General features: G+C 59.7%; 22 protein-coding genes and 4 tRNA genes. 7 read left to right on the forward strand and 19 right to left on the reverse strand.

From position 1 onward, the window contains the following. Window positions 1-74: 74 nt before the first annotated feature. From murB to ACVVH8_RS21830, 8 genes are all read right to left on the reverse strand, one after another. The gene (murB, locus tag ACVVH8_RS21795) at window positions 75-1094 is read right to left on the reverse strand and encodes a UDP-N-acetylmuramate dehydrogenase (protein WP_475226296.1); all 1020 of its coding nucleotides are present in this window, start codon (window positions 1092-1094) and stop codon (window positions 75-77) included. Next, the gene (locus ACVVH8_RS21800) at window positions 1091-1555 is read right to left on the reverse strand and encodes a low molecular weight protein-tyrosine-phosphatase (protein ID WP_103307261.1); all 465 of its coding nucleotides are present in this window, start codon (window positions 1553-1555) and stop codon (window positions 1091-1093) included. The genes murB and ACVVH8_RS21800 overlap by 4 nt, the downstream gene beginning before the upstream one ends. Beyond that, complete coding sequence (kdsB, locus tag ACVVH8_RS21805; RefSeq protein ID WP_475226299.1) at window positions 1555-2319, reverse strand: 3-deoxy-manno-octulosonate cytidylyltransferase; 765 nt, start codon at window positions 2317-2319, stop codon at window positions 1555-1557. Before kdsB ends, ACVVH8_RS21800 begins: the two co-directional genes overlap by 1 nt. Further along, on the reverse strand, window positions 2316-2501 hold the full coding sequence (locus tag ACVVH8_RS21810; protein WP_003174668.1) for a Trm112 family protein: 186 nt from the start codon (window positions 2499-2501) through the stop codon (window positions 2316-2318). Before ACVVH8_RS21810 ends, kdsB begins: the two co-directional genes overlap by 4 nt. Before the next feature lie 22 nt (window positions 2502-2523). Then, on the reverse strand, window positions 2524-3534 hold the full coding sequence (gene lpxK / locus ACVVH8_RS21815; RefSeq protein WP_475226301.1) for a tetraacyldisaccharide 4'-kinase: 1011 nt from the start codon (window positions 3532-3534) through the stop codon (window positions 2524-2526). Then, window positions 3534-3962 (reverse strand): ExbD/TolR family protein, encoded by a 429-nt coding sequence (locus tag ACVVH8_RS21820; RefSeq protein ID WP_103307264.1) that lies wholly within the window; start codon window positions 3960-3962, stop codon window positions 3534-3536. Before ACVVH8_RS21820 ends, lpxK begins: the two co-directional genes overlap by 1 nt. Beyond that, window positions 3959-4594 carry a MotA/TolQ/ExbB proton channel family protein gene (locus ACVVH8_RS21825; RefSeq protein WP_007908216.1) on the reverse strand — a complete coding sequence of 212 codons (636 nt, stop codon included), beginning with the start codon at window positions 4592-4594 and terminating at the stop codon, window positions 3959-3961. The genes ACVVH8_RS21820 and ACVVH8_RS21825 overlap by 4 nt, the downstream gene beginning before the upstream one ends. A 100-nt stretch (window positions 4595-4694) precedes the next feature. Next, complete coding sequence (locus ACVVH8_RS21830) at window positions 4695-6929, reverse strand: DNA internalization-related competence protein ComEC/Rec2 (RefSeq protein ID WP_475226303.1); 2235 nt, start codon at window positions 6927-6929, stop codon at window positions 4695-4697. Window positions 6930-7065: 136 nt separating this feature from the next. Between ACVVH8_RS21830 and ACVVH8_RS21835 the strand changes: the two genes are divergently transcribed. Next, window positions 7066-7584, forward strand: a complete 519-nt coding sequence (locus tag ACVVH8_RS21835) for a DUF2062 domain-containing protein (protein ID WP_103307266.1) — start codon at window positions 7066-7068, stop codon at window positions 7582-7584. Between the two features lie 169 nt (window positions 7585-7753). Here the strand turns inward: ACVVH8_RS21835 and ACVVH8_RS21840 are convergent, their stop codons facing one another. From ACVVH8_RS21840 to ACVVH8_RS21855, 4 genes are all read right to left on the reverse strand, one after another. Then, window positions 7754-8533 (reverse strand): ABC transporter permease, encoded by a 780-nt coding sequence (locus tag ACVVH8_RS21840; RefSeq protein ID WP_103307267.1) that lies wholly within the window; start codon window positions 8531-8533, stop codon window positions 7754-7756. Beyond that, window positions 8530-9462, reverse strand: a complete 933-nt coding sequence (locus ACVVH8_RS21845) for an ABC transporter ATP-binding protein (protein WP_475226307.1) — start codon at window positions 9460-9462, stop codon at window positions 8530-8532. The genes ACVVH8_RS21840 and ACVVH8_RS21845 overlap by 4 nt, the downstream gene beginning before the upstream one ends. A gap of 133 nt (window positions 9463-9595) precedes the next feature. Continuing rightward, complete coding sequence (locus ACVVH8_RS21850) at window positions 9596-10219, reverse strand: glutathione S-transferase family protein (protein WP_475226309.1); 624 nt, start codon at window positions 10217-10219, stop codon at window positions 9596-9598. Window positions 10220-10263: 44 nt separating this feature from the next. After that, entirely contained in the window at window positions 10264-10923 is a 660-nt protein-coding gene (locus ACVVH8_RS21855; RefSeq protein WP_475226311.1) for a transglutaminase-like domain-containing protein, read from the reverse strand. Window positions 10924-11172: 249 nt separating this feature from the next. Between ACVVH8_RS21855 and ACVVH8_RS21860 the strand changes: the two genes are divergently transcribed. Both ACVVH8_RS21860 and ACVVH8_RS21865 read left to right on the forward strand, forming a co-directional pair. Continuing rightward, window positions 11173-13620: an acyl-CoA dehydrogenase gene (locus ACVVH8_RS21860; RefSeq protein ID WP_103307271.1), complete on the forward strand. Its 2448-nt coding sequence runs from the start codon at window positions 11173-11175 to the stop codon at window positions 13618-13620. An 88-nt stretch (window positions 13621-13708) separates the two neighbouring features. Then, on the forward strand, window positions 13709-14116 hold the full coding sequence (locus tag ACVVH8_RS21865; RefSeq protein ID WP_103307272.1) for a PA2817 family protein: 408 nt from the start codon (window positions 13709-13711) through the stop codon (window positions 14114-14116). Window positions 14117-14178: 62 nt separating this feature from the next. Here the strand turns inward: ACVVH8_RS21865 and ACVVH8_RS21870 are convergent, their stop codons facing one another. Beyond that, on the reverse strand, window positions 14179-15177 hold the full coding sequence (locus tag ACVVH8_RS21870; RefSeq protein ID WP_103307273.1) for a LysR family transcriptional regulator: 999 nt from the start codon (window positions 15175-15177) through the stop codon (window positions 14179-14181). A 90-nt stretch (window positions 15178-15267) separates the two neighbouring features. On the opposite strand from ACVVH8_RS21870, the gene ACVVH8_RS21875 reads away from it, so the two are divergent. The 3 genes from ACVVH8_RS21875 to ACVVH8_RS21885 all read left to right on the forward strand — a co-directional run bounded on the left by ACVVH8_RS21875 (window position 15268) and on the right by ACVVH8_RS21885 (window position 17393). Next, window positions 15268-15894: an alanyl-tRNA editing protein gene (locus tag ACVVH8_RS21875; RefSeq protein ID WP_475226314.1), complete on the forward strand. Its 627-nt coding sequence runs from the start codon at window positions 15268-15270 to the stop codon at window positions 15892-15894. Between the two features lie 88 nt (window positions 15895-15982). Further along, the gene (locus ACVVH8_RS21880) at window positions 15983-16753 is read left to right on the forward strand and encodes a 2OG-Fe(II) oxygenase (RefSeq protein ID WP_201237217.1); all 771 of its coding nucleotides are present in this window, start codon (window positions 15983-15985) and stop codon (window positions 16751-16753) included. A gap of 1 nt (window position 16754) precedes the next feature. Continuing rightward, window positions 16755-17393 carry a LysE family translocator gene (locus ACVVH8_RS21885; protein ID WP_213026298.1) on the forward strand — a complete coding sequence of 213 codons (639 nt, stop codon included), beginning with the start codon at window positions 16755-16757 and terminating at the stop codon, window positions 17391-17393. Window positions 17394-17447: 54 nt separating this feature from the next. Here the strand turns inward: ACVVH8_RS21885 and ACVVH8_RS21890 are convergent, their stop codons facing one another. From ACVVH8_RS21890 to ACVVH8_RS21910, 5 genes are all read right to left on the reverse strand, one after another. Continuing rightward, on the reverse strand, window positions 17448-18809 hold the full coding sequence (locus ACVVH8_RS21890; RefSeq protein ID WP_103307427.1) for an MATE family efflux transporter: 1362 nt from the start codon (window positions 18807-18809) through the stop codon (window positions 17448-17450). A gap of 204 nt (window positions 18810-19013) precedes the next feature. After that, a tRNA-Gly gene (locus ACVVH8_RS21895) sits at window positions 19014-19089 on the reverse strand. A gap of 2 nt (window positions 19090-19091) precedes the next feature. Next, window positions 19092-19167 (reverse strand) — tRNA-Glu (locus ACVVH8_RS21900). Between the two features lie 104 nt (window positions 19168-19271). Further along, window positions 19272-19347, reverse strand: a tRNA-Gly gene (locus tag ACVVH8_RS21905). A 2-nt stretch (window positions 19348-19349) separates the two neighbouring features. Then, a tRNA-Glu gene (locus ACVVH8_RS21910) sits at window positions 19350-19425 on the reverse strand. A gap of 382 nt (window positions 19426-19807) precedes the next feature. Between ACVVH8_RS21910 and ACVVH8_RS21915 the strand changes: the two genes are divergently transcribed. After that, window positions 19808-20566 carry a hypothetical protein gene (locus ACVVH8_RS21915; protein ID WP_177431482.1) on the forward strand — a complete coding sequence of 253 codons (759 nt, stop codon included), beginning with the start codon at window positions 19808-19810 and terminating at the stop codon, window positions 20564-20566. A gap of 671 nt (window positions 20567-21237) precedes the next feature. Here the strand turns inward: ACVVH8_RS21915 and ACVVH8_RS21920 are convergent. Then, the gene (locus ACVVH8_RS21920) at window positions 21238-22119 is read right to left on the reverse strand and encodes a methyl-accepting chemotaxis protein (protein WP_475231212.1); all 882 of its coding nucleotides are present in this window, start codon (window positions 22117-22119) and stop codon (window positions 21238-21240) included. Window positions 22120-22137: the final 18 nt, after the last annotated feature.

Consider the following 22137-nt stretch of genomic DNA (forward strand, 5'->3'; position numbering starts at 1 on the left):
AACCCGCGATTAACAAAAAAGCCCTGCACTTTTTTATCAGTGCAGGGCTTTGGATACCGACCTGAAGCGTAGTCTCAATAACGATTGGGCTCCATCTCCAGCTCGACATTGAAACGTTCGGCAATATCTTTCTGGATGCGTTGCGCCAGATCCAGCAGTTGCAGGCCGGTGGCTGCGCCGTAGTTGACCAGCACCAGCGCCTGCAATTTATGCACGCCGGCATCGGCCTCACGGAAACCTTTCCAGCCAGCACGCTCGATCAGCCAACCCGCCGCCAGTTTCATCTGCCCATCCGGTTGCGCGTAGGCGACCAGATCCGGATGCTGCTCCTTGATCTGCGCGACCAGTGCCGCCGACACCAACGGATTCTTGAAGAAGCTGCCGGCATTGCCGAGCACCGCCGGGTCCGGCAGTTTTTCACTGCGGATGCTGCAGATGGCGCGGCTGACGTCGGTGGGTGTTGGCTGTTCAATGCCTTGCTCGGTCAGGCGCTGACGCACCGGGCCATATTCCAGATGCAAATGAGCGACGCGGTCGAGCGCAAACCGCACCCGCAGAATCAACCAGCGTCCCGGCTGCTGCTTGAACAGGCTGTCGCGGTAGGCGAAGTTGCATTCTTCCAGGCTGAAATCACGCAGCTCGCCAGTCTGGCGATCCAGCGCGGTAAGCCCGGCGAACACATCCTTGATCTCGACCCCGTAGGCACCGATGTTCTGCATCGGCGCGGCGCCGACGGTGCCGGGAATCAAACTGAGGTTTTCCAGACCGGAAAAACCCGACGCCAAGGTGTGCTGCACAAAGGCATGCCAAGGTTCACCGGCCTCGGCTTCGATCACCACGCGACTGCCGTCATCACTGATCACGCGGATTCCGCGAGTGGCCATGCGCAGCACCAGCGCGGGAATATCTGCGGTCAGCAGCAAGTTGCTGCCACCGCCGATCACCAGCAATGGCACGTCGTGCGCTGTGGCATAAGCCAGCGCTTCACGTACATCTGCGTCGCTGTGGGCCTCGGCGAACAGTTGTGCGTTAACGTCGACGCCAAAACTGTTGAACGGTTTCAGCGAAACCTGCGCTTGTACCTGCAAACTCATAACCGGCCCTTCACTTCGATCAGCAATTGGTCACACGCTGCTTCAATCAGGTCCAGCACCTGCTCAAAGCCCTGATCACCGTCGTAGTACGGATCCGGCACTTCATCGACCAGCCCGGCATAGCGTCGCAGGAACAGGTCCAGCTCGGCTTTGCCGGTGGACGGTTGCAACGCCTTGAGATTGCGCAGGTTGCTGTTGTCCATGGCCAGAATCAGGTCGTAGCTGGCGAAGTCGGCGCGGCTGACCTGCTGGGCGCGCTGCGCCGACAAATCATAACCGCGCAGTTTGGCCGCAGCCTGACTGCGTTTGTCCGGTGGATTGCCGACGTGCCAGTCGCCGGTGCCAGCAGAGGCCACTTCGACCTGATCCGCCAGCCCTGCTTCCCGCAGTTTGTGGCGCAATACGCCTTCGGCGGTGGGCGAACGGCAAATGTTGCCCAGGCACACGAACAGAACGCGCATCAGGCCTCCAGCAGGCGTCGAACGCGCTCAAGGTCTTCGACGGTGTCGACGCCGGTTGGCGGCGCGATCAAGGCATCAGCCACATGAATGCGCACGCCATGCCACAGGGCACGCAGCTGCTCGAGGGATTCGGTGTTTTCCAGCCAGCACGGACCCCAGTTGACGAAGTCCTGAAGGAAACCGGCGCGGTAGGCATAAATGCCGATGTGACGACGGTACGGCACGCCTTCGGGCAATTGCTCTTGGCTCTTGGCGAACGCGTCGCGAGCCCACGGCAAGGTGGCTCGGCTGAAAGTCAGCGCCAGCCCATTGATGTCGCTGACGACCTTGACCACGTTCGGGTTGAACAGGGTTTCCACATCTTCGATCGGCTCGGCCAGGGTGGCCATGCGCGCTTCGATGTGGACAGCCAGGTTGGCGGCGACCTGATCGATCACGCTTGGCGGAATCAGCGGCTCGTCGCCCTGCACGTTGACCACGATTGCGTCGGGTTCAAGGCCCAGTTTCGCCGCAACTTCAGCCAGACGATCGGTGCCGGAGTTGTGATCTTCACGGGTCAGCACCACTTCGGCGCCAAAGGCCTTGCAGGCCTCGACAATGCGCGCATCGTCAGTCGCAACCACCACGCGGGCGGCGCTGCTTTTGCTCGCCTGTTCCCAGACGTGCTGGATCATCGGTTTGCCGGCGATGTCCAGCAGCGGCTTGCCCGGCAGGCGGGTCGAGGCGAAACGCGACGGAATGACAACGGTGAAGGCAGTGGTCATTTATCCAGACGCTCGTCAGTGGTCAGGGTACGGGCCTCGCTTTCGAGCATCACCGGGATGCCGTCACGGATCGGATAGGCCAGGCCGGCGCCTTTGCTGATCAGCTCGGTCTTGTCGGCGCTGAGCTTGAGCGGGCCTTTGCAGATCGGGCACGCGAGGATGTCGAGCAATTTGGTGTCCATGAACATTCCCTGGATAGAAGAGTTAAGGCAAAAGACGATCCGGCAACAGGCGCATCAGCTGCGTGTCGAACCAGACCACGAAGGCCGGCGACGGCACGGCATCGACCGCCAGATACCACCAGTCGGCAGCAGCAAAGGCACGGCACTTCACCGCGTCCTTTTCGGTCATCACCACTGGCAATGACGGTGTGAAATTCAAGGCCTGAACGCTGTATTCGGCGTGGTCGGCAAACGCATGCGGGATTGCTCGCCAGTCTAGCGCTTCGAGGGTATTGAAGAAACGTTGCGGATTGCCGATCCCGGCCACCGCGTGCACGCTCTGCCCCGGCGCAAAATGCTTGAGCGACTGGCGCTCGCCGCTGCGCAGATTGACCAGCGCCGTGGGTTGCAGACGAAAGGCGAAACCGTCTTCACGATCAGCCGTCGCGCCATTGAACAGCACGCCGTCGACACTTTGCAGGCGCTCGATCGGCTCGCGCAACGGCCCAGCCGGCAGGCAACGTTTATTACCGAGGCCACGGGCGGCATCGATCAGCACCAGCTCCAGATCCCGTGCGAGGCGGTAATGCTGCATGCCGTCGTCGGAAAGAATCAGATCCAGCGGTTCGCTGGCGAGCAAGGCTTTGACCGCTGCGCTGCGATCGGGGTCGATCATCAGCGGCACGCCGGTGCGCTGGACGATCAACAGGGGTTCGTCGCCGGCAATATCAGCGCTCTGCTCGGCCTCCACTCGCCAAGGCAACTGCGGCGGTTTGGCACCGTAGCCACGACTGACCACGCCGACACGCAAACCGCTGCGGCGGCAATGCTCGATCAGCCAGAGGATCATCGGCGTCTTGCCAGTACCGCCGACAGTGATGTTACCGACCACAATGAGCGGCACTGGCGGCTGATAGATCTCGCCCTGGCCATCAAGAAAGCGCTGGCGTTTGCCCACCACGACGCGGCGATAGAGCATTTCCAGCGGCCGCAGCAGCGTCAGGGCCGGGTGCCCCTGATACCACGCGGCGAGCAAACGATCGGACAGGCTCATCAGGACTTGGGCGCCGCCTCGACCGTGGTCATGCGCAAATGGCTGAAACCGAGCTTGCCGGCCGCGTCCATGGCGGTGATCACCGATTGATGCTGAGTCTTGCCGTCGGCACTGATCGACAACGGCATGTTGGTATCACCGTTGGATTCTTTCTGCATGGCGTCCATCAGAGTCGCCAGATCGTTTTTCGGCAGAACCTTGTTGTTCACCGAAAACACCCCTTCGGCGCTGATGGCCACGTCGATCTGCTTGAGCTGCTGATCTTCGGCCGGCGAGCCGCTGACGGCTTCCGGCAGATCAACGCGCAACTGGGTTTCGCGGGTAAACGTAGTGGTCACGACGAAAAACAGCAGCAGGATGAACACCACATCGATCAGCGACGCGAGGTTGATGTCGATCGTTTCCCGAGGCTTGCGACGGAATTTCACGCGCGGCCCTCAGCCAGATCGACGTCACGGTCGCCCTGCACCACTTCAACCAGTTTGATCGCTTCCTGCTCCATGCCCACCACCAACTCGTCGATGCGGCGTTGCAGGAAACGGTGGAAGAACACCGCCGGAATACCGACCATCAGGCCTGCGGCTGTGGTGATCAACGCCTTGGAGATACCACCGGCCAGGACCGAAGCATTGGTGGTCATGCCGGAACCGGTGAAGGCGCTGAAAATATCGATCATGCCCAGCACCGTACCCAGCAGACCGAGCAACGGTGACATCGCGGCGATGGTGCCCAGAGCATTGACGTAGCGCTCGAGCTCGTGAATGACCCGAGCGGCGGCCTCTTCGATGCACTCTTTCATGATCTCGCGACCATGCTTGGAGTTGGCCAGACCGGCAGCGAGGATTTCCCCCAGCGGCGAATTGGCGCGCAATTCCTTGAGCTTCTCTTTATTGAGCTGTTTGTCCTTGATCCAGACCCAGACCTGGCCCAGCAGATGCTCGGGGGTGACGCGACTGGCGCGCAGGGTCCACAGACGCTCGGCGACAATCGCCATGGCAGCGATGGAACTCAGAATGATCGGCAACATCATCCAGCCGCCGGATTTGACCAATTCCCACACAGTGACAGTCCCCTCGAAAAAGTGCGCCACTTTACCATACCGGTTCGCGATCAGGACCCGCCGCCCCGACGACCGTGATGTCGCAGTCGCGTGCGCCCGATCAACGGGCCAGTGCGGGCGGATCGCGCCAGAAACGCGGCTGCTGGCGCATCGCCCATGGCGCTTTGAAGGTACCCAATTGCAGATGAATGGCACCCTGCTCGGCACTGTCGTAAATGCGCAGGCCTTGTTTGCGATACCGCGCCAGAACCGTCGGGTGCGGATGGCCGAACGAGTTGCCGTGACCGCGAGAAATCAGCACTGCCTGAGGTTTCAATGTCTTGAGCAGGGCCATGGATGAGGAACTGCGGCTGCCATGGTGCGGTGCTTGCAGCCATTGCGTTTCAACAGCCAGAGGGCTTTGCAGAAAAACACGTTCGGCGCGAGTGTCGATATCGCCCGTCAGCAACAGGCGCTCGCCATTGGCTTCGATCTGCAACACGCAGGAACGCTGGTTGCTGTCATGGGCATCTGTCCATTGCCAGAGTTGAAAACTGACACCGTCCCACTGCCATTGCTGGCCACTTTCACACGTTTCGGCGTTCAGTTCAGCAGACAGTCCCGGTGGATCGCCGCTGATGACTCTATTCACTTTCAAACCACGCGCCACGGCCAATGCGCCGCCGGCGTGATCGGCATCCGCGTGACTGAGCAGCATAAGGTCAAGTTTCTCGACATTCAGCTTGCGCAAGGCTGGCAGCACCATGCGCTCACCGAGATCGAAATCCCCGAAACGCGGCCCGGCGTCATAGAGCAAAACGTGATGCCGGGTACGGACCACAATCGCCAGGCCCTGGCCGACATCGAGTTGCCAGATGTCGGCCAATCCTTCGCCCGGTTTCTCGCGTGGCGGCGCTACCAGCACCAGCAGCAGGGGCCAGCCCAACGGACGCATCGGCACACCACGCGGCAATAGCAACAGCACGGCGCCGAGGCTGCCCATCAGCAACGCCCACTCGGGAATTGACGGTGCAATCCACGCGGGCCATTGCCCGGCGATCACGGCCAAACCCTGAAACAGCCAATCGATCAAACCACCCGCCAGCCACAGCAGCCATTCGCCGACATACGGCACCGGTAACAGCAAAGTCCCGAGCAATGCCGGCGGCAGCACCAGCAGACTGATCCAGGGCACCGCCAACAAATTCGCCAACGGCCCGCTCAGGCTGATTGGCAAGTGAAGCGCCAACAACACAGGACAGAGACCGATCGCAATCAGCCACTGCGCTCGTGTCCATGTCTGCCACCAGCGCCATGCCCCGAGGCGCCCGCCAAAGGTGAAAATCAGCACCGCCACCGCGGCGAAGGACAACCAGAAACCAGGACGTAGACTGGCCAGCGGCTCAAGCAACAGCACGCCGTCGAATGCCAATAACAGCGGCCACCACGCACCGAGATGGCGAAAGCGCAGGCGCCACAACAGTACCAGGCCGACCATCACGCAGGCGCGTCGCACCGGCACATCGAACCCGGCGAGCAGTCCGTAACCGAGAGCCGCCGCGAATGCCAGACCACAAGCCCACGGCAGCCACGGCCAGCGCAGCGGCCACAGCCCATAACGGGCAAGACCTGCGACCAGCAAGTACATCACCGCCGCGAGCATCCCGATGTGCTGACCGGAAATGACCAGCAAATGCACGGTGCCGGTGTCTTGCAGAATCTGCCAGTCCTCGCGACTGAGTCCTGAGCCATCACCCAGCACTAACGCGGCCAGCGCCCCGGCCCGGCCTTGCGCGTCCGCCGTCAACAAGCGCTGGCGAATGCCATCGCGCCAGGCCCCGCGCGCGGCTGTCAGACGTTCGCCATCCTTGATCGTGCCGGTTGCGCCGATGCGTTGCGCGAGCAGCCAGGCTTCGTAGTCGAACGCATCAGGATTGAGCAAACCCACCGGGCGTTTGAGTTTGACGGCCAGACGCCAGCGCTCGCCGCTGTTGACCGGCGGCCCGGCGTACCAGGCCAGGCGCATCAATGTCGGCAGTTTTTCGTGACGCGAGCGTGCATCTGCCAATTCGAATCGCACCACGCCATCGCTGTGCTGCGGCAGACCGATCACCCGCCCTTCGACCCAGCGGGTTTCTCCATCCAGCTCAACGGACAACCGGTCATTCAAGGCCCATTGCGCGCTGATACAGGCCCAAGTAAAGCCGAACAGCAAAAACGCCAGTGGGTAGCTGCGAAACGGCAACAACATCAAACCCACGATCGGCAGCAACACCATCAACCAGACCGGCGGTAACGCCGACATAAAAACCGGAGCCAGCAGACCGACCGCCAGCGCCATCATCCCTGTGCGCATAAGCCCGTCCTTGAGAGTCCCTGCATTAGGCATAGCGGGTGTCGGGCACGAGCGTCGTCAACAATTGTCACAAAGTCTGAATGGGCGGTTCATAGAATCCAGACATACTTGCCGCCTTAACCGACCGAGAAGCCTTATGCCCCGGCGCTTATTCAAACGTTACATGCCCGACCCGACGAGCATCAGGGAACACAAATCCTTACGCTTTCTCGGCAAGTTGCTGCATGACCCGAACCTCTGGCACCTCAATCGCCACTCGGTTGCCCGTGCGATGGCGGTCGGTTTGTTTGCGGCATTCCTGCCGATTCCGGCGCAGATGCTGGTGGCGGCCGCATTGGCCATCATCGTTCGGGGCAATATGCCGATCGCTGTCAGCCTGGTGTGGCTGACCAATCCGATCACCATGCCGGCGGTATTTTTCTGTACGTATCAGGCCGGAGCGTGGTTGATGGATGTGCCAGCGCGACATCTGCCGGATGAACTGACGTGGGAATGGATCAGCGGCGAACTGTCGACGTTGTGGCAACCGTTCTTGTTGGGTTCCGTAGTCGTCGGGCTGGTGCTTGGCGCCCTCGCCTACTTCGTGGTGATGATGTACTGGCGCTGGTGGGTGGCGCGGCAGTGGGCGCGGCGCAAGAAGAAACGAATGTCTTGAATGCAAAACGGCCTCCGCAATGGGAGGCCGTTTTACTGTGTGGCGTCTGGTAAGACGCCATCGCGGGCAAGCCCGCTCCCACATGATCCGGGTTGCTCGATTTTTTGTGACCGACACTAAACCCTGTGGGAGCGGACTTGCCCGCGATAGCAGCGCCGCGGTTTGGGTATCAGGTACGCATCCCGCGCCCGCTCACCAGCAAGCGCGCGCAGCCGAAATACAACACCACCGTCGCCACCAGCATGAAGGTGATCGCAATACCGATGCGAATATCCGACACGCCCAGAATGCCGTAACGGAAGGCATTGACCATATGCAGCACCGGGTTGGCCAGCGACACGGTCTGCCAGAACGGTGGCAGCAACGTGATCGAATAGAACACGCCACCCAGATAGGTCAGCGGCGTCAGCACGAAGGTCGGGATGATCGAGATGTCATCGAAGTTGCGTGCAAACACAGCATTGATGAAGCCCAGCAGCGAGAAGATCGTCGCTGTCAGCACCACCACCAGAATGGTCACGCCAAGGTGATGCACCTGCAAATGGGTGAAGAACAGCGACAGAATCGTCACGATCACGCCGACCATCAAACCACGCAGCACGCCACCACAGACGTAGCCGATCAATATCGTATGCGGCGACACCGGTGAAACCATCAACTCTTCAATCGAGCGCTGGAACTTGCTGCCGAAGAAACTCGACACCACGTTGCCATAGGAGTTGGTGATCACCGACATCATGATCAGCCCCGGCACGATGTACTCCATGTAAGTGAAGCCACCCATGTCGCCGATCTGTCGGCCAATCAGGTTGCCGAAGATCACGAAGTACAGAACCATGGTGATCGCAGGTGGCAGCAGGGTCTGCGGCCAGATCCGCGTGAAGCGTTTGACCTCGCGGTAAACGATGGTCTGGAGCGCGACGAGATTGGGACGGAATTCGGAACTCATACCGCCACCTTCGACAGATTTTTCTCCACCAGGGACACGAATAGCTCCTCGAGGCGATTGGTTTTGTTGCGCAGGCTCAGCACTTCGATGTTCTGCAACGCCAACTGACCGAACAGTGCGGTGATGCCCATCGACTTGTCGACCTGCACTTCCAGCGTGTGCGCATCCACCAGGCGCGACGGATAGCCGACCAGTTGCGGCGCGGTAGCCAGATCACCTTTCAGGTCGAGCAGGAAAGTTTCCACATGCAACTGACCAAGCAGCTGACGCATGCTGGTGTTTTCGACAATCGTGCCGTGGTCGATGATGCCGATGTTGCGGCACAGCTGCTCAGCCTCTTCCAGATAGTGCGTGGTGAGAATGATGGTGATGCCTTTCTGGTTCAGCTCGGTGAGGAATGTCCACATCGAACGGCGCAATTCGATGTCCACCCCGGCAGTCGGTTCGTCGAGGATCAGCAGGCGCGGTTCATGCACCAGTGCACGGGCGATCATCAGCCGCCGCTTCATGCCGCCGGACAGCGACCGTGACGGCACATCACGCTTGTCCCACAGGCCCAACTGAGTCAGGTACTGCTCGGCGCGTTCCTTGGCGATCTTCGCCGGAATGCCGTAGTAACCGGCCTGGGTCACGACGATGTCGAAGGTCTTTTCGAACTGATTGAAGTTGAATTCCTGGGGCACCACGCCGATCGAGCGCTTGAGCGCTGCCGGACTCTTGTCCAGGTCGTTGCCGAAGATATTCACCGTGCCGCTGGTCTTGTTGACCAGGGTGGAGAGAATGCCGATGGTCGTGGATTTGCCGGCACCGTTGGGGCCGAGCAAGGCGAAAAAGTCACCTTCGGCGACGTCCAGATCGATACCACTCAAGGCCTGGAACCCGTTGCCGTAGGTTTTGGTTAGCTGCCGGATGGACAGAGCGGAACTCATATCTGATTTACGCACCATGAAGGAAAGGAAGGGATAAACAAGGGCGGGCGGCGAGGGATGCAACCGCGGCGCATGAACGCAATGGTGCTTGGCCTCGCCACACAAGTACAGTCAAGTGTGTCGATAGTTATTATCAAGTCAACGCGGTCATGACCGCTTTTTGATACGCCGCACGCCGCTTCAGCCGCTCGTACCAGGCGTGTAAGTGCGGTTGCGGGGCGCGCTCGATGGGCATCTCGAACCAGGCATAAATGAAACTGCCGAGGGGAATGTCGCCCATGCCGATTTCGCTGCCGGACAAGTATGGCTGACTGGCCAGAGCCTGATCGGCCATGTTCAGCAACTCATTGCATTCTTTGATGGCGGCGTTGATTGCCGGCCAGTCCTGCTTGTCGGCCGGGGTGCGCAGAACGCCCCAGAACACGGTGCGAAAAGGCCCTGCAAAACTTGAGGTGGTCCAGTCCATCCACTTGTCAGCGATGGCCCGCGCTTGCGGATCGGCGGGATACCACGCCGTGTTCGGCGCATGCCTGGCCAGCAGATAGCGGACGATGGCGTTGGATTCCCAGAGCACGAAACCGTCATCTTCGATGACCGGCACCCGCCCGTTCGGGTTCATCGCCCGATACTCGGGCGTGTCGACCACACCGAACGCACCACCGGCATCGATCGCCTCGTAGGCCAGGCCAAGCTCCTCGGCAGCCCACAGTGGTTTCCTGACATTCGATGAGTTTTTACGTCCCCAGATTTTCAGCATGACCGCCTCTTTTCAAATCAAGTGGCCAAGCAGCATACGCCGGATCAGCGACCGCCGAAATCACTGCGCATTTCACCCGACAGCGGCGTCTGCTGGTCGTTGAACAGGTGCGGATAGCATTTTTGCAGATGCTCGAAGAACAAGGTTTCCGGTACATCGGCGAACTGGCCGTGATCGACCAGGTACTCCATCAGCAACGCGCCATCGCTGTTGTACGGGTGGAAAACGCTGTCGTGGATGCCGTCGAATTCCAGCGGCGCAACGTTGAACATTTCGCAGAGTTTCTGGTTGAACGCGGGTGTGGCTTTTACCCAGCGATCATTCAGAAACAGCTCGGTGTAACCGTGCATGGCGAACACTTCGCTTCTCAGCAGCTCCAGCAGGCGCGGCGTCGACAGATGGTTTTTCACGTCCGCCAGACCGATGCGCGCCGGGATCCCGCAATGCCGCGCACAACCGGCCAGCAGCGTGGCTTTGGGCACGCAATAACTCTCACCGGCTGCCAGCGCGTAGCTGCCGCGCAAGGTCTGCGGGTCGCGGCTGAAGGTGTACATGTTGTATCGCACCGCCTCGCGCACGGCGTAATACAGATTGATCGCCTGCTCGAGCGGATCGCGGCTGGCACCACGATGTTGTTCGGCGAACTCCACCACCGCCGGGTGGTCACTATCGATGAAGCGGCCGGGACTCAGATACTCGCGCATGACGACAGATCTCCTGGGTGAGTCCCGAGTCTAGCGACAGCTCAAGCACAGAGATAACGACGTTTCGGCCAAACTTGGACGCAAAGACGCGGGATCGGCGAACGATTTCCCACACGTGTTGCCCACTGAACCTACGAAAACCATCCGGGGTTTCCCACGATTTCAATCACCTTGCTCTGACCACCCGGTTTTGCAGATGCCGTCTAAGCTCTGGAGGGTCGATTTGCCTTGGTTCACGGAGGACTGAATATGCTGTTGTTGTGGATACTGGTTTTGATCATTGGTGTGGCGTACCTCGCCCACCGGCGTATCGCCCCGCTGCCCGCGCTGGGCATCGTTGCCGTTTACCTGCTGGCGATGGGTATATTCAGTCACGCACCGGGCTGGCTGCTGCTGATTTTCTGGATTGTGCTGGCGGTGGTCGCAGCACCGTTGCTGCTGCCTGACCTGCGCCGCAAACATTTCACCGCCCCGCTGTTCAACTGGTTCCAGAAAACCCTGCCGCCGATGTCGCAGACCGAACGCGACGCGATCGATGCCGGCACGGTGTGGTGGGACGGAGAACTGTTCAGCGGCCGGCCGGACTGGGACAAGCTGCTCGCCTATCCCAAGGTGCAATTGAGCGAAGAGGAGCAGGCGTTCATTGATGGCCCGACCGAAGAACTCTGCGCGATGGTCACTGACTGGCAGATTGGCCAGTCGATGGATTTGCCGCCCGAAGCGTGGACCCATATCAAGGAACACGGCTTCTTCGCCCTGATCATTCCCAAGGAGTTCGGCGGCAAAGGTTTCTCGGCCTACGCTCACTCGCAAGTAGCGATGAAACTCGCGACCCGCAGTGGCGATCTCGCCTCCACTGTCATGGTGCCCAACTCTCTGGGCCCGGCTGAGTTGCTGCTGCACTACGGCACCGACGAACAACGCAATCACTACCTGCCGCGTCTGGCCCGCGGCGATGATATTCCCTGCTTCGCCCTCACCGGCCCGCTCGCCGGTTCCGATGCCGGCGCGATGCCCGACACCGGGATCATCTGCAAAGGCCAGTGGGAGGGACAGGAAGTCATTGGTCTGCGTCTGAACTGGGAAAAGCGTTACATCACCCTTGGCCCGGTAGCCACCCTTCTCGGCTTGGCCTTCAAGGCCTATGACCCGGATCACCTGTTGGGCGACAAGGAAGACCTCGGCATCAGCCTCGCGCTGATCCCGACCGATACCGCAGGCGTGGAAATCGGCCGTCGGCATTTGCCATTGGGCGCAGCCTTCATGAACGGCCCGAACTCCGGCAAGGATGTGTTCATCCCGCTGGACTTCCTCATCGGCGGTCAGGAAATGCTCGGCAAAGGCTGGATGATGCTGATGAACTGCCTGTCGGTCGGGCGTTCGATTTCGCTCCCGGCCGTTGGCACGGGTGCCGCCAAGTTCACCAGCCTGGTCACCGGACAGTACGCGCAGATTCGTGAGCAGTTCAACGTACCGTTGTCGGCCTTCGAAGGGATTCAGGAAGCGATGGCGCGCATCGGCGGCAACGCCTGGATGATGGACGCCGCGCGCATGCTGACCGCCAATGCGGTGGATCTGGGCGAGAAACCGTCGGTGTTGTCGGCGATCCTCAAGTACCACCTCACCGAACGCGGTCGCGAGTGCATCAGCCACGCCATGGATGTACACGGTGGCAAGGCGATCATCATGGGTCCGAATAACTACCTGGGACGCAGCTGGAACGGTGCGCCGATCTTCATCACCGTGGAAGGCGCGAACATTCTCTCGCGCAACCTGATGATCTTCGGTCAGGGCGCGATTCGTTGCCATCCGTTCGTGCTCAAGGAAATGGCCTTGGCCGGTCGGGAAGACAAGGATCAGGCGCTGAAAGAATTCGATGGCCTGCTACTCAAACACATTGGTTTTGCCGTCAGTAACGCGGCCAGCACGCTGGTGCTGAACCTTGGTTTCGGCCACTTCGAACATGCGCCGGGGGACAAGATCAGCCAGGGCTACTTCCGCGCACTCAATCGCCAGGCTGCGGCTTTCGCGATGCTGGCCGACTTCAGCATGATGCTGCTGGGTGGCGAACTGAAACGTCGCGAACGTCTGTCAGCCCGCCTGGGCGATGTGTTGAGCAACCTGTATCTGGCCTCTGCCGCGCTCAAGCGCTACCACGACCTGGATTCGCCGGCGTACATGGAGCCGTTGTTCCGCTGGGCCATGGAGGAAAGCCTCGGCCAGTCGGAGCGCGCGCTGGATGAACTGCTGAGCAACTTCCCGAACAAGGTGTTCGGCTGTCTGCTACGGGTGATCGTGTTCCCGTTCGGCCGTCGTCACAAAGGACCATCGGACAAACTCGGTGCCGAAGTGGCCGGCGTTATCGGCCGGGCCAAAGGTGATCCGGCGCTGGAAGAACTGCTCGCTGGCTGCTATCGCCCGCAATCGCCAGACGATGCGGTGGGTGCGCTGCAACACGCCAGCGATCTGCTGAACGCTGCGCAACCGCTGCATAAAAAGCTGCACACCTCGCTGAAAAGCGGTCAGGTCAAACCGGTCGCAGGCGAGCATGCCATCGACGCGGCGCTGGAAGCCGGGGTGTTGCAACCCGGAGAAGCGCAGAACCTGCGCGAAGCCGAAGCGGCGCGACGCAAGGTGATCGATGTCGATGACTTCGACAAGGAAGAGCTGAAACAGGCGGAGGGTAAAGTCCGCTGATCCCGACAGCCACGTAGCTGTTATTTGTGAAAAATGGGCGCGGGAGCTTTATACTCCTGCGCCCGTTTTGCTCTTGAGGACTTATCTCGTGTCCAACGTCGTTGCCGATCATCTGGTTTTGCTCGACCATCTGCGCAGTATCCTGGTCGCCGTAGGTGAGGCCGAACAGGTTCCCGAAGAAAGCCATGCCTTGTTCCTCGAGCGCTTCGATGAACTGCTGGCGTCCCTGCCGATCGACCCGATCGAAAGCCAATACCTGGGCCAGGACATCCTGACTCAAGTGATTACCCGTTACCCGCAAATTGCTCACCTGATCCCGCGGGATCTGCTGTGGTTCTTCGCTGGCGACTGCCTGCACTACCTGTCCGATGAAGAGATCGACATGTATCAGGCACTGGAAGAACGCCGCTACGAAGCCGAACAGAACGATGAGCCGTTCGACTGGAATCAGGAAAAACAGTTGATGGCCATGTCCGCTCAGGACAGCAAGCACTGATTTTCAACTGCTCATGAAAAGGCCCGCATAGTTGTCCATGCGGGCCTTTTTTATCTGCGCGGTTAAAGCAGCCCCTCACTCTCCGGCAACTCATAAGCCATCGCGGCGTTGATCACGCCACCCGACTTGCCTGGCTTGCTCAGGGTCGGTTCTTTCTCCAGGCACTCCACCAGATAATCGATAAATACCCGCAGCTTCGGCGGCAGGTAACGCGTCGGCGAATGCAGCAACCAGAGCCCTCCGTGGTAGGACGCCAGAAACGTCCAGTCCGGCAGCACCTGCACCACCAACTTCTGCTCCAGCGCATAGCGCGCGGTGAAATACGGCAGACTGCCAATACCGATGTGCTGCAGCACCGCGCCCAGACGCACGCCCGTGTGGTTGGCCGCATACCGCCCGCGCACCCCAACCGTCACCACTTTGCTGCCCTTTTTGAATTTCCAGCGCGCATCGCTCGGGGTTTCGCCCAGATAGATGCAGCTGTGATTGAGCAAATCATGTGGATGCGTCGGCGTGCCGTGTTCGGCGAGGTATTGCGGGGTGGCGCAGAGCAAATGATCGATGGTCAGCAGTTGCCGCCCGACCAGCCCGGCCGGAGGGCGATCAGTAATACGGATCGCCAGATCGACATGATCGTCGATCAGATCGACCTGCCGATCTTCCAGCAGCAGCTCGACATCGACCTTTGGATAACGGCGCAAAAATTCAGGCATATGCGGATGAATGACAAATCGTCCCACCGCCTTCGGCACACTGACCCGCACCAGTCCTTCGGCTTCATGGGTGAATTGGCCACTGATCTCCATCACTGACTTGGCCGCACTGACCATCTCCTGACAGCGCTTGAACACCTCTTCACCGCCATCACTCAGGCGCAGCTTGCGCGTGGTGCGCTGCAGCAAGCGCGTGGCCAAGGCCTTTTCCAATCGCGAAATGCTGCGACTCACCGCCGACGGTGAAGATCCGAGCTGCCGTGCCGCTTCAGAGAAGCTGCCGGTCTCCACGACCTTGACGAATATCGCCATCTCGCCGAGCAGGGGTAACGGGAGATTTATGCTCACAGCGCACAAGTCCTTTGATGTTTGAACGGATTATCACGTTATTACACGATTCATATAATAAAAATAGAAACTTTAATAAGGGCATGGAATATGACGCTTCGCCTCTTTTTCCATAGTGATGACCTCAAGGCCAATGTGGAAGTCCTCGACTGCACGCCCCAGGAGAACGAATTTGCCGTAGTGCTGCGCGCCACGCTGTTTCATCCGCAAGGTGGCGGCCAACCCTGCGATACCGGCTGGATCGGCGAAAGCCAGGTACTGCGCGTCGTCCAGGAACCCGATCGGATCATTCATTACGTTGATCGTCCGGTGAAACTCGGCATGACCATGATCCGCATCGATGAACAGCGTCGCTGCTTCAACACGCGCATGCACTCGGCCGGGCACCTGATCGGGCATTTCGTGCAAGCGCTGGGCTGGACGCCGATCAAGGCACACCACTGGCCGGACGAGGGCCGGGTGCAATTCAAACCGGGTGACGCCGCTCAGGAAGTTGACGCAGACAGCGTTCAACACGGCATCGGCCAGTGGATTGAGCACGATCTGCCGCGCCTGACTTCGCTGCGCGAAGGCGCGCGGGAAATCGGCTTTGGTGATCTGCCTGCATACGGCTGCGGTGGCACCCATGTACGTAGCCTGAAGGATCTGGGCACAGTCACGATCGCGTCCCTTTCGCAGAAGAAAGGCACGTTGTCCGTCCACTACAGCGTGGATTGAGCATTTCGGACGCTGCCCGCGCAGCGTCCGGCGCCGGGGAACCGCGCTCGCCGGTTCCGTTGACTATCGATAGATGGACCTAAATAACATGATGCTAGACGTCGAGCGTCTCGATGAGACGTGCATAAAAAAACTGGCCAACGAAGAAGTCCTCGCCATCCGCGTCAAAGGCTTTTTGCCCGAACCGCTGGCGATCCAGATTGGCGACAAGATTCTCGCTCCAGGCTTTGAGGGCTACATCAACGCACCGAGTATCGGCCGTATCGGCATGGCGTTTTATGAGGCGGAAAACCAGCCGCTGTTGATCGAGGATTACTTCGAACGCGCTACCAGCAACATCGCCGAACTGCGCAATCGCTGTGCGCCCTACTCCTCGCCGGTCGACACGCTGCGCTGCATGCTCGACGAATCCTGGCCGGCCGGTGCGCATCTGGAAAACCTCTACGGGCGCAAAATGTATGTCGGCCTGTCTCGCGTGGTGAAACCCGGCGTGTGCTTCCTCGCCCATCACGACATTTTCGCCAAGGACGCGCCGGAGAGCTTTCAGGCGCGCAGCCTCGAAGCGCAGTTCGCCTGCAACGTCTATCTGAACATGCCGACCGAGGGCGGTGCGTTGCAAATGTGGGACGACGACATTACCCCGGATCAGTTTGACGAAATGCGTGGCGACAGTTACGGCATCGACCCGGCGCTGCTCGGCCCGCCCACCCTTGAGGTGCGCCCCGAACCCGGCGATTTCATCATGTTCAATTCGCGCTGCATGCACTCGGTGACGCCGGGTGTGGCGGATCCGCGCCTGAGCCTGTCCTTCTTTGTCGGCTATCGCGGCAATGCTTCACCCCTGACTTTCTGGAGCTGAGATGTTATCGAATTACCTGGGCGAGTTTCTGGCGCTGGCCACCATTCATTTCCTCGCTGTGGTCGCTCCCGGCCCGGACTTCGCCGTGACCATTCGCCAGAGCGTGCGCTTTGGCCGACTGGTGGGAATCTGCACGGCGCTGGGCATCGGTGCGGGAATTTCCGTACACGTTCTCTATACGTTGCTCGGCGTTGGCGCATTGATGCATACCACCCCGTGGTTGCTGACGGTCGCCAAAGTGATTGGCGGTGCCTACATCCTGTATCTGGGTGTCAGCCTGTTGCGCAGCAAACCGAAATCGACACTTGAAGGTGACAAAGGCACCGATGAGCCGGTCGCTGAACAAACCTTGTTCAAAGCCTTCAGCACCGGTTTTCTGACCAATGCCACCAACCCCAAAGCCACGCTGTTTTTTCTGGCGATCTTCACCACGATCATCAGCGCCAGTACGCCGCTGCAGATCCAGGCGTTTTATGGCTTGTGGATGTGCTTTGTGAACGCGTTGTGGTTCGTGATCGTCGCGCTGTTTTTCTCCAGCAACAAAGTGCGCTTGCTGTTCATGCGCATGGGCCACTGGTTCGAACGCACGATGGGCGTGGTGCTGATTCTGTTTGCCGGTCGACTGATGCTGTCCTGGTAATTTGCCCTGCAACGCAAAAGGCCCGCCGACTTTCATCGGCGGGCCTTTTTCATTTCAACTGCCGGGCGCTAACCTGACTCGACTGCTATGAATAAACCGCGAGCCCATCAACACTGTTGCCAGCGTCAACGCGGTAATCAGACCTGACCAGATGCCTTGCGGACCCCACTCCAGGCCAAAGGCCAATCCGACACCCAGCGGTACGCCCACTCCCCAATAGCAAAAGATCGCGATCCACATGGGTATGCGAGTGTCCTGCAAACCGCGCAACGCGCCGGCGGACAACATCTGCAAACCGTCGGGAAATTGCAGTGCTGCGGCGTATAACAACAGCGTCGAGGCCAACGCGGTCACGGCGATGTCCGAACTGTACAAACTGGCGATCGCTTCATTGCCCAACAGCAGTATCAGCACCGACACACTTTGGGCCGCGAGGACGATGACACACCCCGCCCATGCGGCCTGCCTGACACCCTTGAAATCACCGCGCCCCAATGCATGCCCGACGCGTACTGTCGTCGCCTCGGCCACGGCGACCGGGATCATGAAACACAACTGAGCCAGGTTCACCGCAATCTGATGAGCTGCAAGAAAAGTCGATCCCAGCCGCCCGATCAACAACGACGTGACAATAAACAGACTGCCCTGCATCAGGATGGCAATGCCAATCGGCATGCCCGTCCTCAACAAATCGGCGATTGCCGCACGGCATGGCGGATCGAAACGGGCGAACAGCTGCAAATGCGCAAGACGTTTGCCGTACCAAAGATACCCGGCAAACAGCAGTGCCTGAAGCCACATCATGATCGCCGACGCGATGCCCAGACCTTGCGCGCCCAACTCGGGAAACCCGAGCTTGCCGTTGGTCAGCACATACCCCAGAGGTGCCAGGACCAACAGCCCGCCGAAGCTGAAAATCATCGTCGGGCGCATCCAGTGCATCCCTTCGCATAAATAGCGCATGCAGAAAAACAACGTCAGCGCCGGACTCCCCCAACGCACCGCGTGCAAAAAGGCCTGCGCCCCGGGAATCATCTCCTCGGCGATGCCGGCAGGCTCCAGCAGCACCGGCGCGATACTCAGGAAGACAAACATCAGCAGGCCCATCGACAACGCCAGCCACAAAGCCTGGCGAAAAATCGGGCCAATCTCGGACAGGCGATCAGCGCCAGACAAGCGCGCCACCGACGCCGTCAGCGCGATCAACGTGCCAATCGGCACCAGCATCGGCAGCCACAGCAGCGCGGTGCCAAGCGTCACGGCGGCCAAGGTGTCTGTGCCGTGATTGCCGGCAATGAGATTGTCAACGAAGGCAATCAATCCGGCACACACGTGCCCCACGACCAACGGCAGCGCCAGAAGCGCCGTTGCACGAACCTCGGGCAGAGCGCCACGAGATGCAGATATCAATGACATTAAGAGAAGATCCTGAGAGGCGATAAACGGGATCGGCCACGGGAGCCGACGACGGGATCGTTATCCCAGAATCAACCTTGCGCTGGCTGTCGGACGCTTCCGGATTTTTCGTTTTCGCTGTAGGAGATTTGTAACAGAGGGCAGAAATACAAAAAACGCACAAACAAAAACGCCGCTCATCACTAAGCGGCGTTTTTGTGAATTTGGAGCGGGAAACGAGACTCGAACTCGCGACCCCGACCTTGGCAAGGTCGTGCTCTACCAACTGAGCTATTCCCGCAATGGCGTCCCCTAGGGGACTCGAACCCCTGTTACCGCCGTGAAAGGGCGGTGTCCTAGGCCACTAGACGAAGGGGACACGCTACCCGGAACACATGGTGTGTGTTTCGGTGTCCAGATCCGTATCCGAAGACTTGGTTCTGGTTTCACTCAGCACCGCCCGAAAGCACTGCTGTTTAAAATTGGAGCGGGAAACGAGACTCGAACTCGCGACCCCGACCTTGGCAAGGTCGTGCTCTACCAACTGAGCTATTCCCGCATTGGCGTCCCCTAGGGGACTCGAACCCCTGTTACCGCCGTGAAAGGGCGGTGTCCTAGGCCACTAGACGAAGGGGACACACTACAACATTCACTCCCTGCTGCGCTTCGCTGTGTGCTTTACGCTGCAAGTGGCGCGCATTCTATGGATGGATTGGGAGGTCGTCAACCCCCAGATATAAATTTATTTAAATCAATGACTTCGACCTGCTTTACGGGGCCAGGCAGGCTTTTCCGTCGACCGACGATTGACGCCTATATTCCGGCAGTCGCCAAGACGTTATAGTCCGCGCACAGTGATGGCAATCTGCATATCAAGCGCCAGCATTCATATAAGCAGCACGCGGCCGATACAGATTGACCAGCCGATCCAACTCGTCGAGCGGTGCTAGGCGCCTAAATGCCCAGCCACTACACTCGCATGCGAACCCTATAAAGAGGTCTTACCGGTGACACCACTCATGATCACCCTGCTAGTCATAGCCGGGATCGCAATTCTGATCGCCATTGGCTACATGAACCATGTGGTGGAAAACAACAAACTGGAGAAGGCCCGCACCAAAGTCGAACTCAACGACCGCTTGCGCCGCTGCGGCGAACTGACCGAAACCTTTCCCGGCCAGTTCATGACCCCGGCACTCAAGCTGCTGCTGACCCGCCTGGAACTCAACGTCTGCCAGCGCCTGCTGAACCTTGAGAAAACCAGCGCAACCACCAAGGCACGCATCGGCGAACTCAGCGCACTGGTCGCCCAGGGTGAATCGATCCCCGTGAACAACCCGCCCGCGCCGATCCTGACCGAAGCCAAAGCCAAAGACGTACGCTTCCTCCTCGAAGCCCTGCACGGCCAGATCACCCGCGCCGCCCATGACGGCTTCCTGCCACCGAACGAAGCCAAACACTGGGTGCGCGAAGTCCGCCACATTCTGGTCCTGCTGCACATCGAGTTCTTCAACAACCTCGGCCAACAGTCCCTGCAACAAAACCAGCCCGGCCAGGCCCGCCTCGCCTTCGAACGCGGCGTGCAGTACCTGCGCAAACAGCAGAACCCGCAGATCTACTCCGAACAACTGCAATACCTGGAAAAACTCCTCGCCCGCGCCAACGCCCAAGTGATGGACAAAATTGCACCGGTAGAAGGTGAAGAGAACCAACTGACAGCCGGCCTCAAAGATGTTGAGGCGGATGCAGACTGGAAAAAGAAAGTGATCTACGACTGATTACAGATGCTGAAGAGAAGCCACCGAAAGGTGGCTTTTTTGTGCACTGAAAGTTCCGACCGCCAGACCCTCGCTGACCAAACCGCCGTCTTCGGAAGCAAGCCCCCTCCCACAATTTGAAGCCAGCTCACCCGCCAGAGCTTGGTCGGCTATCAGGCCGCCATCGCTGGCAAGCCAGCTCCCACAATGAAATGAGTACACCCCAAACGCGGCGCATGCCACCCCACCCAACACAATGAGCGTTAGCTCGAGTACCGCTTTTGACCTTCACCACCCAACACAATGAGCGTTAGCTCGAGTACCGCTTTTGACCTTCACCACTCAACACAATGAGCGTTAGCTCGAGTACCGCTCTTGATCTCAACGCCCGTCGGCAGGCTGAGTGGAGGGATTGATCCGGGGGTGGGAGCGCAGCGACCGTTCGACGAAGTCGAACACATCGAGAGGAGGTGCAGCGAAGCAAACCGGAGGCGATGCGCCCGGAACAATCCCGGAGCGAAGGAACCCGAGCCACAGCGAGGGCCGAACGTCAGGGCAAAGCCTTTTGGGTTACCTTTTCGGCGTTTGGAAAAGGTGACCCGCCGTAAGGGCGGAACCCTAAGCCGCCATCACCCAAAAAACGGATATCCCCCCCAAACCCCAAGAACATGGTCGGCCCAAAGGCCGCCAAGTCAAAGCCGAAAATGCCCAACCATCCCGCGCAACTCACTCCCCAACTGCGCCAGCTCAATACTCGAAGCCGCATTCCCGCGCATCGCCAACGAAGACTGATCAGCACTCGCGCGAATACTCGTCACACTGCGATTGATCTCCTCAGCCACCGAACTCTGCTCCTCGGCCGCCGCCGCAATCTGCTGATTCATCTGCTGAATCAACGACACCGCCGCCGCAATACTCCCCAAAGCGCTTTCCGTCTGCAGCGCATCACTCACCGCCAGCTTCACCAACTCACCACTGCTCTGAATCTGCTGCACCGACGAATGCGCCGCCGCACGCAAGGCACTGACCAACCGCTCGATCTCCTCGGTCGATTGCTGCGTACGCCGCGCCAACGCACGCACCTCATCGGCCACCACCGCAAACCCCCTGCCCTGCTCCCCGGCCCGCGCAGCCTCGATCGCCGCATTCAACGCCAGCAAGTTGGTCTGCTCGGCCACGCTTTTGATCACCTCCAGCACCGTACCGATATTCTGGATTTCGGCACTGAGGCTTTCGATGCTGGAACTGGCCGACGTCGCCGAATCCGCCAATTGCTCGATCCGCGCCATGCTCTGGCGCACCACCTGCTGACCACTCTCGACCTTGCCGTCCGCCGTCTGCGCCGCCAACGCCGCTTCTTCAGCATTGCGCGCAACATCGTGGACGGTAGCGGTCATCTGGTTCATGGCCGTGGCCACCTGCTCGGTTTCTTCCTTCTGACTGCTGACCTCAAGATTGGTCTGCTCGGTCACCGCCGATAACGATTGCGCGGAACTGGCCAGTTGTTCAATGCCGGCCTGCAACCCGCTGACAATCGTGCTCAACCCCGCCCCCATCTGCTGCATCGCCAACATCAACTGGCCAATTTCGTC

The organism is Pseudomonas trutticola BRTCR10, assembly GCF_056155105.1.